Genomic DNA, 10515 nt, shown 5'->3' with positions numbered 1-10515 from the left:
CGCAACCGCTGGCAGGACGCCATCGACTGCCTCCACGCCACCAACAATTTCCCCGAGTTCACCGGGCGGCTCTGCCCGGCGCCCTGCGAGGGGTCCTGCGTCCTGGGCATCAACAGCGACCCGGTGACCATCAAGCAGATCGAGGTCTCCATCATCGACCGTGCCTTCGAGGAGGGCTGGGTGAAGCCCATCCTCCCCAAGGTGCGCACGGGGAAGAAGATCGCCATCGTCGGATCGGGCCCCGCGGGCCTGGCCGCGGCCCAGCAGCTCAACCGCGTGGGCCACACCGTCACCGTCTACGAGCGGGCGGACCGCATCGGCGGGCTGCTGCGCTACGGCATCCCCGAGTTCAAGATGGAGAAGCGGGTGCTGGACCGCCGCCTCAAGCTGATGGAGGAGGAGGGCGTCATCTTCCGCCCCAACTCCAACATCGGGGTGAACGTCCCGGCCCAAAAGCTTCGGGAGGAGAACGACGTCCTCGTCCTCGCCGGGGGCGCCACCCTGCCGCGCGACCTGCCCATCCCGGGCCGGGAGCTCAAGGGCGTCTACTTCGCCATGGAATACCTGCCCCTCTCGAACCGCGTCTGCGAGGGGGATGCGCTCCCCTCCGGGAAAGTCATCACCGCCAAGGGCAAGCACGTCGTCATCATCGGCGGCGGCGACACCGGGGCCGACTGCCTGGGCACGGCCCACCGCCAAAGGGCGGCCTCCGTCCTCCAGCTCGAGCTCCTGCCCCGCCCGCCGGAGGAGCGGGCGCCGAACAACCCCTGGCCCCTCTACCCGCAAGTCTTCCGCGTCTCCTCGGCCCACGAGGAGGGCGGCGAGCGGCTCTTCTCCGTCTCCACCAAGAAGTTCATGGGCGAGAACGGTCACGTGAAGAAGCTCCACCTCGTCACGGTGGAGATGAAGGTGGACAACGGGCGCATGAGCTTCCTGGACGTGCCCGGCACCGACAAGGAGTACCCGGCCGATCTCGTCCTCCTGGCCATGGGCTTCCTCGGCCCCGAAAAGAAGGGGATGCTCGAGGAGCTCGGCGTCGAGATGACCGACCGCGGCAACGTGAAGCGCGACGGAAACTGGATGACCAGCGTCCCCGGCGTCTTCACCTGCGGGGACATGCAGCGCGGCCAGTCCCTCATCGTCTGGGCCATCGCCGAGGGCCGCTCCTGCGCCCGGGCGGTGGATCGGCACCTCATGGGGGAGACCAACCTCCCCGCGCCGCTGGAGTAAGGAAGAAGAATTTTTTTTTGGCGTTAAGCTGCCCGGGGCGCCCCCCCGGGGTTTTTTTTGTGTCTATCTCCCCCAGCCCATCCGCTCGGCGATGCCGAGGATGATGTCGGACTGGTTCAGGGCGTAAATGTGAACGTGGGGGACGCCGAGGGCGATGAGGCTTTCGATCTGCGCCGCGGCGAGATCGGCGGATGTCTCCTTGAAGGCTTCCGGGTCCTCGCGGTGGGGATCGAGGGCGCCGATGACGCGGCCCGGCACCTTGGCGCCGCACATGCCGGCGAAGCGGAGGATCTGATCGAGGTTGCGGACCGGGATGATGCCCGGCGCGATGGGAATCGCGACCCCCGCGGCGGCGGCCGCATCGCGGAAGCGCGCGAAGTCTTCGTTCTCGAAAAAGAACTGGGTCATGGCGTAGTCGGCCCCGGCGGCGGCCTTTTCGGCGAAGTGGTGGAGGTCTTTCGCCTTGTCGGGGGTCTCAGGGTGCCCCTCGGGGTAGGCGGCCACCCCGATCGAGTCGAGACCGCCCCTGCGGCGGAGCCACCGCACGAGATCGACCGCGTAGTGAAACCCCCCGGCCGCGGCCTCCTCCTTGTTCATCCCCTCGGGGATGTCCCCGCGCAGGGCGAGGATGTCCTGCATCCCGTTCGCCTGGTAGGTCTGCAGGAGTTCGCTGAGGCGCGCCTCGGTGGCGCCGATGCAGGTGAGGTGGGCGACCACCCGGCCGGGATGGCGTCTGGCCAGCTCGAGGACGAGCTTGAGGGTGCCCTCCTGGGTGGAGCCCCCCGCCCCGTAGGTGACCGAGGTGAAGGCGACGTCCATGGCCGCGTGAATTTTCTCCATCTCGCGCAGGACGCGCTCGGCCCCTTTCTCGTCCTTGGGGGGGAAGAGCTCGATCGAGATGGTCAAATTCTTTGAGGCGATGCGCTCTGCGATGGAGGTCATGGCAGGAAAGCGTGTGTCCTTCTCTGAGGTGGGCGATGCCGGAAACAGCGGAAATCAGCATCCCGCAAACACCGGGGGAGCGCAACCGGACCGGATGCCGCCGGGCAAAAAAAACCGCCCGGCGCGGAGGGCTCCGTCGCTGGGCGGGGGTTTCGCGGAAGGGTGTTTCAGCTCAGCTTATCGAGGGACGCGTAGAGTTTCGCGTCATCGGGGGGCTGGGGCGGCGCGGCCGTCACCTCGATGTGGGCGATCTTGCCCGCCTTGTCCACGAGGATGACGGCGCGGTTGCTGAATCCCTTGTCGTTGAGCAGGCCGTAGGCCCCGACCGTCTTCTTGCCGAAGAAATCGCTCAAGAGCGTGAATTCGATGCCGTACTTCTCGGCCCAGGCCGCGTGGGCGAAGGGGCTGTCCACGCTGATGCCGATGACTTCGCAGTTCGCGGCCGAGAACTTGCCGGCGTTCGCCTGGTAGCCCGGAAGCTGCTCGCTGCACACGGCCGAGAAGTCGAAGGGATAGAAGCAGAGCAGAACATTTTTCTTGCCCCGAAAATCGCTCAGCTTCACGGTGTCGCCCTCGGCGAGCGTCCGCGGAAGCTCGAAATCGGGGGCGGAGTCTCCAACACTCAGTGCCATCTTAAAACTCCTTTTTCCGTCCGTTACTTGGCGGCCTTGAAGAGCGCGGCCACGTCGTTCCAGTTGACGATGTTCCAGAAGGCGGCGATGTAGTCGGGCCGGCGGTTCTGGTAGTTGAGGTAGTAGGCGTGCTCCCAGACGTCAATGCCGAGGAGGGGAACATATCCTTCGGTGCGGACGCTCGTCTGGTTCGGCATGGCCTTGAACTCGACCTTGCCCGAGCCGGGCTTGGTGGCGAGCCAGCCCCAGCCGCTGCCCTGAATGCCGGCCGAGCCCTTGCTGAAGGCATCCTTGAAGCCGGCGAAGTCGCCGAAGGCCGCCTTGATGGCGTCGGCGAGGGCGCCGCTCGGCTCTCCGCCGCCCTTGGGGCTGAGGTTTTTCCAGAAGGTGCAGTGGTTGTCGTAGCCGCCGCCGTTGAAGTTGATCGCGCCCTGCTTGTCCTTGGGCGCGCTCGAGAGGTTCGAGAGGATGTCCTTGATGCCCTTGCCCTCAAGGTTGGTGCCGGCGAGGGCGTTGTTCAGGTTGGTCGTATAGGCATTGTGGTGCTTGGTGTGGTGAATCTCCATCGTCCGCGCGTCAATGTGCGGCTCGAGGGCGTCATACGCGTAATCGAGCTTGGGAAGTTCAAAAGCCATCGGTTTGCTCTCCTCGTGGATCGGGGTGAAGGGAAAAGGCGCTTCCGCCGGAGAAGGGAGCCCCCCCGCCGCCGGAGCGTCCTTGTATTCCGTTTTTAAGAGGGGGAATCTTATTCAAGAAGCCGGAAACCGTCAAACCGAGTTTGTCTTTTAAAAGCAACTATTTACTCCGAAATATGCCCCCCCCGGCCGTCTGGCTCCTTCCTTCGGAGGGGAAGGGCGCGCGCGAGAAGTAATTGACACTGACACATATAGTAGATTAACTTGTATTTTATGTTTTTCGCTTTGGCCGTGCGGCCACATCTTCCTCATAGCCGAATTTTTCCCTTTGCCCGGAGGGAAGCATGGGCGGCGATGTTCGAAAGGCGCTTCTCATAGAGGACGAGCTGCACGGAATGGCCCGGCTCGGTCTGGCCGTCTCCCAGGCGAAAACGCTGCCGGAGATGGCGGACGCCCTCGTGCGTGCGGCCCTCGATTCAGAGGATATTGACCTCTGCAATATCTTTTTTCGCGGAGCGGATGGGATTTTCCGGATGCGGGCCTCGGCCGCCCGCGGTGGCCTGGATGCGGCGCAGCTGATGCACCATTGCCCCAGTTTCCGGCCGGGCGAGGGTTTGGTCGGATGGGTGGCCGAAACAGGAAGGCCCAGCATGATCGCCGATGTCGATCGGGATGAGCGCTGGGTCGGCAGCCCATGGGCCCGAAGCGTGGGCATCGCCAGCGCCGCCGCCTTTCCCATCCGGCGGGAGAGCGAGGTTTCGGGTGTATTTGTCGTCCTCTCGCTCGAGAAAGGCCATTTCGATGCGGAATCGCTCAAGCCTTTCGATATCCTGGCGGGTTATGCCTCGACCGCGATGGAAAAGCTTCTCCTGATCGAAGAGATCGACAAGCGGGCGAAGCGGTTCGCGGTTCTCAATGAACTCACCGGACATATCGCCGCGGACCTGAACCTCCCCGAGGTGCTGAATCGGATCGCTCAAGCCCTGGCGGAGCTTCTCCGCGGGGACTGTTCGCGGATCTATCTCCGGGAGGAGGGGGCGGAGGATTATGTGCTTTGTGCGGCCGGCGGCTTGAACCCCACCCCCGACCGCCCGTTTCACTTCCAGCCCGGAATGGGCATCACGGGAAGGATGGTGGAAAAAAGGGAGGCGGTCCTTCTCGGAGACCTGCGCGCGGAGCCGGATTTTCTCACCCCCGAGTGGATTCGCAAGCACGGCATTCACTCCTACATCGGGTGCCCCCTGATCCAGGACGGCCGGGTGGTTGGTGCGCTGACATGCCTGGCGAGAAATCTCAATCATTTCAGCCAGGAGGATCTGGAGTTTCTCGAGGCGCTGGCCGTTCAGGCGATGATCGCGATCGGAAACGCGAGTCTTCACGAAGCGGCCGAGGCGCGCATCGCCGAGCTCGAGAGCCTGCAGAAGGCGGCGAAGGAGCTGACCACCCAGCGGCAGCTTCCCGAGCTTCTGGAGCACATCGCCTCAGGGGGCGGCCGCCTGCTCGGGGCGGATCGCTGCCTGGTGCTCAATCAATTTTTGGAAAACGCCGCCGGCCCTGTCTTTTTCAACCGGGGGCTCTCGGAAGGATACGTGGAACTGCTCCAGGAGAATCCGGAGCGTACCGTCGCCTGCAGCGCCATCCGGGATCGCCGGCTGGTGTTCATCCCCAACCTTCTGGAGGATGAACGGTATCCCTTCCCGCCGGAGGTTGTGCGGAAAGAGGGCATCGCCTCGCTCCTCACCCTGCCGTTGATACACAAGGGTGAGGGATTCGGCTCCTTGAATTTTTACTGGGACGCCCCCCGGACACTATCTGATTCCCAGCTCAATCTGGCCCAGGCCTTCGCCGATCATGTGGCGCTTGCGATCCAGAACGCCAAGCTGCACGAGGCGGCCCAAGAGCGCATCGCTGCCCTGGAGAGTCTTCAGGGGGCGGCGAAGGAACTGACATCTCAGCGGCAGTTGCCCGACCTGCTCGAGCGCATCGCCTTAGAGGGCGGGCGTTTGTTGGGAACGGATCGTTGTGCCGTCATGACGAAATGGCCGGGAACCAACGACGGTTTCACCTTTTGCAGCCTGAATATTTCGGAGCGGTATGTGGCGGCCCTCCGGGAGAATGCCGATCAGGTACTGAGCAGCCATGTCGTGGAGGAAAAAGGATATAAGTACATACGGGATGTGATGACGGATGAGCGGTACATGCTTCCGAGGAAAATTGCACAAGAAGAAAAGATCGTCTCCCTGTTGGCCCTGAATCTCGTTTACAAGGGGGAGGTGATCGGCGCCCTTGGGTTTCACTGGGGCGAGCAGTATGATTTGTCCGCTTCTAAAATCTCCTTGGCCCAGACTTTCGCCGATCATGTGGTGATCGCCATCGAGAACGCCAAGCTGCACGAGGTGGCCCAAGAGCGCATCGCCGCCCTGGAGAGTCTTCAGAGGGCGGCGAAAAGCATTACCTCCGGGCTCTCGCTTCCAGAGATACTCAAGGGCATTGACGCGGGAAGCACCACCCTGTTGGGATCCGTCCAGTGTCTTATCATTGTGCGCGAGACAGAAACGGGGGAGATCAATTTCCCCTACGCGCGCGGCGTCTCCGAATCCCATCTCCGGCGGCTGCGGGAGAATTTTGACGCCACCATGAGCCGCCAGGTCCTGAACACACCCCGGACGCTTGCGATCGCCGACGTCTGGACCGATCCTCGCTACCCCTTCCCGCTCCGGTTTCCCCAGGAAGAGGGTTTCCGGGGGTTGCTGATCTGCCCCCTCATGCATGACGGCAGGGCGTTCGGGACGCTGAACCTTTTCTGGGAGGATATCCACCAATTTGCGGAGGGCGAGTTGGCCCTCGCGCAAGCCTTCGCCGATCAGGCGGCAGTGGCCATCCAGCGGGCCCGGCTGCACGAGGAGGTGCGGCGGAGCCGGGATTTCCTTGACAGCGTTCTGCGGGAGACGGCGGACCCGGTGGTGATCACCGATGAAAACAGGCGGATCATCTACTGGAATTCGGGCGCCGAAAACTTGTACGGCTATTCGAAGGAAGAAGCCATCGGGGAGCACATCCGCCTGCTGACCGCCCAGGAGGAATGGGAGGCGGCAGCCCGGCATGCGCGCTTTGTGCGGAAAAGCGGGAAAACACGCACCTTTGATAAGTACAACGTGACAAAGGAAAAGGTCAAGGTTCCGGTTTCGATCACCCTCTCGCCCGTGAAAATAAACAAAAAAGTCGTCGCCGTCGCGGCGATTCACAAAGACCTCACCGATCGCATCCGCGCAGAGCGGGTTCTTCGTGAGAGCGAGGCGCGCTTCCGGCGGATATTCGAAGCCTCGAACGACGCCATTTTCGTGATCGACCCCTGGCGCGATGAGATTCTCGACGCGAATCCCACCGCATGCCGGATGCTCGGCTATTCGCGGGAGGAGTTTGTCGGAGCGCCGGTCTCTTCGATCCACTCCGAGGACATGCCCCGCCTGCTTCGCTTCGCGCGGAAGGTATACGCGAAGGGAAAAGGATGGATAGGCAAGCTGAACTGCCGCACCAAGTCGGGCATGGCGATACCCTCGGAGGCCTCCGCCTCGCTGATCGAGATCGAGGGAAGGACATGGATGATCGTCCTGGTGCGCGACATCACCGAGCGGCTCATGATGGAGGGGAAGCTTCGGCACAGGGAGAAGCTCGAGGCGCTGGGCCAATTGGCCGCCGGCGTCGCCCACGATTTCAACAATGTGCTTTCGATTATTCTCGGGCGGGCCGAGCTGGTTCAGGAAACGGTCCAGGCGCCCGAGGTGCTCCGCACGATGGCAATCATCGAGAAGGCCGCCCGGAGCGGCGCCCAGACGGTCAGACGCCTTCGGGATTTCTCCCGAAAGCGGGAGCGGCGGCCGTACGAACAGGTGAGCCTGAACGACGTGGTTCGCGATGTTGTGGAGATGACACGCCCGCTCTGGAAGAGCGAATACGAAAAAACGGGGCGGAAGATCGAGATGGAGGTGACCGCCGGCGCCGAGCATCCGCTCATACGGGGCGATCCGGCCGAGATCCAGGAAGCGCTCATCAACCTGATCAACAACTCCATCGACGCCATGCCCGAGGGAGGGCGCCTGTCCATTTCCACCGGCACCGCGCAGGAGGGCTTTCTCGTTTCGGTCCGGGACACCGGAAAGGGGATGACCCCGGAGATGTGCGAAAAGGTGTTCGAGCCTTTTTTCACGACGAAGGGCGACCACGGAACCGGCCTCGGGCTCAGCATAGTCTACCGCATCATGGAACAGCACGGCGGGAGCGTCGAGGTGGAAAGCGCCCCGGGCGCGGGCACCGCGGTGCGCCTTTTCTTCCCCCTGCACGGAGCGGCGGGGGGGTGAGGGCGCGGGCGGCGGCCCCGCCATCTGCCTTGCGATGCAAAAAAGAGGGCGGCCCCGCCGGGAGCCGCCCTTTCGTTTTTTAGCAGAGGATGCCGGCCCGCCCGGCTACTGGAAGTCGAAATCGCCGATCTTCCGCTCGAAGGCGTTGTAGTGGTGCCGGTTGAGCCATTCTTTCTTCAGCCGTTTCGGGTCGTCGTTGAACAGCGGATCGAGCAGGGCGGCCACCGGGTAGGTGATCAGCGCCCCGGCCCAGATGACAATCTGCACTGGCCGGACAATGAGAACGTCCAGGGCGGCGGAGCCGAAGTCGGCTTTTTTCTCCGCGGCCGCGGCCACGGCGGGTCCCGTCACCGGCGTGGAAACGGGCATTACGAGAAAGACGCTGGCCAGGATCATCATGGCAGTGATTTTTTTCATCATGTCCTCCTGTCCGTCTCCGGAAAAGAAGCGCTGATACATCGAATCGAGAAAAGCGAAAGCCGGCCAATCCTCAGCGCCCAACATTCATTTGCCACCTGTATCTTCCATCTGGATAACGCTTGATTTTACCAGCAAATTCCTTTCTGTCCAATCCCCCCGGACTCTCCTGCATCCGCTGCCCGCGCGGGAGGGGCCAGGCTGGCGGCGCGTGTTTTGCCGGGTGGGGCATTCGGGACGCCCGGCCGGCCGAAAAGAAGAGGAGGGGGGCGTATGGCAGGGGTGATGGAGCGGATTTCCGCGCTCTTTTTCGGGCCGGAGGGGCCCGTGTTTCTCGCCGCCGCGCATCTGCTTCCGGCTCGAAAAGTGGGGCAAGGTGCTCGGCTACATCGTGGCGCTCAAGCGCCATCAAAGAGGCCAGGGAATCCGCCTCCGGGGCTACATCGAAAAGATCGAGGGACAGATCAGGGAGATGAACCGCTTTTTGGGCGGCCCGGCGAGATGACCTGCTTCATCGCTTCCTTCGAGGAAGCGCCTGAAGCGGGCGAGGGAAGCGTCTGGAGGCGGGGGGCGGCCTTGCCCCCTTCCCCCTGGTGATGGGGCTGGGTCACCTGATCGGGCACGATGAAAAGGCCGATCAAGATCGCGCCCGCCCCGATGAGCAGGATCACGGCACCCGGCCCGAGCATCGCCGCCCGCCGCCCGCCCGCGTGCCCGAGCGCACGGTTTCCCTTCCATAGGACATATCCCCCGAGCAGGACGATCAGCCCCCCGAAGAGAAACGTGGCGATGCGGAAAAAGCCGGGCTCCTCGAGAAGGTAGACGAAAATCTCCAGCTCCTCCGAGCCGTGGGCGCGGGCGATCCCCGCGCACCCGATCACGGTGAGGAAAACGGCCAAAACCAAGATTCTCCGGGCACGCATCTCGTCGGGCTTCCTCTTTTTTGCGCGAAAACGGCGGCGTCCGGCCGATTGTCGCCGATTCGCACCGCGCGCGCCACGATACCCCGAATCTCCTGCACCGGTTTTTGCCGCCCCGTGCGCTACATTCGCTCTCCGGGGCGCGGAACGGTTCCGCGCTGTGCGGCCCTTTGCCGAGGAGTGTTTTCGATGCCGGATGTTTTCTGGGAGAGCCCGGGAGGACTGGTGACCGCCGCCCTCGCCGTGGCGCTCTCCCTGGCGGGCGTCCTCGGGCGGATCGTCTATGCGGAGCTTCGCGGGCGGATGGAGCAGGCCGAGCAGCGCCTTCGCTTTCGGCTCGACCGGGCCGAGGGGCGCATTGATGAGATCCATGTACGCTATGCCCGGCGCGATGATCTGACCCGCGAGCTGGAGGCCATCCGCAAGTCCTTCGTCGAGGTCTTCTCCGAGCTGCGCCGGGCGAACGAGGGAATTGCCGCACTGCGCGGGAGCGGGGTGGCGCTCCGCGAGTTCGGCGGCGGGGATGCGGATTGAAAGGGAGGCGAAAAGGGACGTGAACGAACTGGCGCAGCGCATTCTCCGCGGGGACATTCTCAAGACGCTCTACTACCAGGGCGCTTTCGGGCCGCACGATTCGCTCGGGAGCCTGATGCTCTGGGGCACGCTCTGCGAGGCGGGCCACCGGGAGGCGGGCGGTTCGCTCTCGCGCGGGACGCTCGAGCGCTTCGTGGACGCGCTCGGGGAAAAGGGCTTCCTGCGGAAGAAACAGCCCGGCGCGCTGGGGCGCCTCCTGACCGACTACGAGGTGCATCTCACCCGCCGGGGCCGGGGCCTCCTCGAGGGGGCGGTGCCGGAGGATCCCGACATCCTGACGGGGGAGCTCTGATGCCGGAACGGGGGTATCTGATGCGGGCCGTGGGCAAGGTGCGCGAGCTCGGCCTTCTGGTCGATCGGTTCCTGCCCGGGGAGCAGGATGCCAGCGAAGCCGAGATGGCCGCCCTGGCGCGAAGGCTGCTGTTCGGGCAGGCGCTGGAGGCTGCCGCCGCCCTCTCGCAGGAGGATGTGGCGGCGCTCTCTCCCGAGAAGCTTGCCCAGATGCTCGTCCGCCTCGAGCAGACGCGCATCGCGGCGGGCCGGCTCCGCCTTCAGGAGAGCCGCGCGAAGGACAAAGCCAAAGAGGAGATCATCGCCGAGATGGAGGCGGAGCTTCCGGATCGGCCCGATCTGCTCGATCAGTTGATAGCACTGCTGAATGAAGAAGAGCCCGAGACGGCGGCGGCGCCGGACGTTCCGGGCGATTGTCTCGAACGATTGGAGGAAAAGAGGATGGACGCCGGAGGGCGCTAGCGGGCCTGGGGACGTTTCTTGCGGCGGGGCGCTT

Annotated in this window: 10 protein-coding genes; 5 read left to right on the top strand and 5 right to left on the bottom strand. The window is 64.0% G+C overall.

What is annotated here, in order from left to right:
• On the top strand, positions 1–1230 hold a 1230-nt coding region (locus O2807_05995), incomplete at its 5' end, for a glutamate synthase subunit beta (protein MDA1000054.1).
• Between the two features lie 63 nt (positions 1231–1293).
• Here O2807_05995 and O2807_05990 read toward each other — a convergent pair.
• From O2807_05990 to O2807_05980, 3 genes are all read right to left on the bottom strand, one after another.
• Positions 1294–2172 (bottom strand): methylenetetrahydrofolate reductase, encoded by an 879-nt coding sequence (locus O2807_05990; GenBank protein ID MDA1000053.1) that lies wholly within the window; start codon positions 2170–2172, stop codon positions 1294–1296.
• Positions 2173–2339: 167 nt separating this feature from the next.
• Positions 2340–2804, bottom strand: a complete 465-nt coding sequence (locus tag O2807_05985) for a redoxin domain-containing protein (protein ID MDA1000052.1) — start codon at positions 2802–2804, stop codon at positions 2340–2342.
• Positions 2805–2827: 23 nt separating this feature from the next.
• Positions 2828–3439 (bottom strand): superoxide dismutase, encoded by a 612-nt coding sequence (locus O2807_05980; protein ID MDA1000051.1) that lies wholly within the window; start codon positions 3437–3439, stop codon positions 2828–2830.
• A 344-nt stretch (positions 3440–3783) separates the two neighbouring features.
• On the opposite strand from O2807_05980, the gene O2807_05975 reads away from it, so the two are divergent.
• Positions 3784–7797, top strand: a complete 4014-nt coding sequence (locus O2807_05975) for a GAF domain-containing protein (GenBank protein ID MDA1000050.1) — start codon at positions 3784–3786, stop codon at positions 7795–7797.
• A 105-nt stretch (positions 7798–7902) separates the two neighbouring features.
• Here O2807_05975 and O2807_05970 read toward each other — a convergent pair whose 3' ends face one another.
• Together O2807_05970 and O2807_05965 are read right to left on the bottom strand one after the other, a co-directional pair.
• On the bottom strand, positions 7903–8214 hold the full coding sequence (locus O2807_05970) for a hypothetical protein (GenBank protein ID MDA1000049.1): 312 nt from the start codon (positions 8212–8214) through the stop codon (positions 7903–7905).
• 464 nt (positions 8215–8678) lie between these two features.
• Entirely contained in the window at positions 8679–9137 is a 459-nt protein-coding gene (locus tag O2807_05965; protein MDA1000048.1) for a hypothetical protein, read from the bottom strand.
• A gap of 186 nt (positions 9138–9323) precedes the next feature.
• Between O2807_05965 and O2807_05960 the strand changes: the two genes are divergently transcribed.
• From O2807_05960 to O2807_05950, 3 genes are read left to right on the top strand one after another with little or no spacing between them, the layout of a single operon-like run.
• A complete protein-coding gene (locus O2807_05960; GenBank protein MDA1000047.1) occupies positions 9324–9668 on the top strand; it encodes a hypothetical protein in 345 nt (114 codons plus the stop codon).
• Positions 9658–10020: a hypothetical protein gene (locus O2807_05955; GenBank protein MDA1000046.1), complete on the top strand. Its 363-nt coding sequence runs from the start codon at positions 9658–9660 to the stop codon at positions 10018–10020. Before O2807_05960 ends, O2807_05955 begins: the two co-directional genes overlap by 11 nt.
• The gene (locus O2807_05950; GenBank protein ID MDA1000045.1) at positions 10020–10481 is read left to right on the top strand and encodes a hypothetical protein; all 462 of its coding nucleotides are present in this window, start codon (positions 10020–10022) and stop codon (positions 10479–10481) included. The genes O2807_05955 and O2807_05950 overlap by 1 nt, the downstream gene beginning before the upstream one ends.
• Positions 10482–10515 lie beyond the last annotated feature (34 nt).

The organism is bacterium (genome assembly GCA_027622355.1).
Taxonomy (GTDB): domain Bacteria; phylum UBA8248; class UBA8248; order UBA8248; family UBA8248; genus JAQBZT01.
This window is presented reverse-complemented; position numbering and strand designations above follow the sequence as displayed.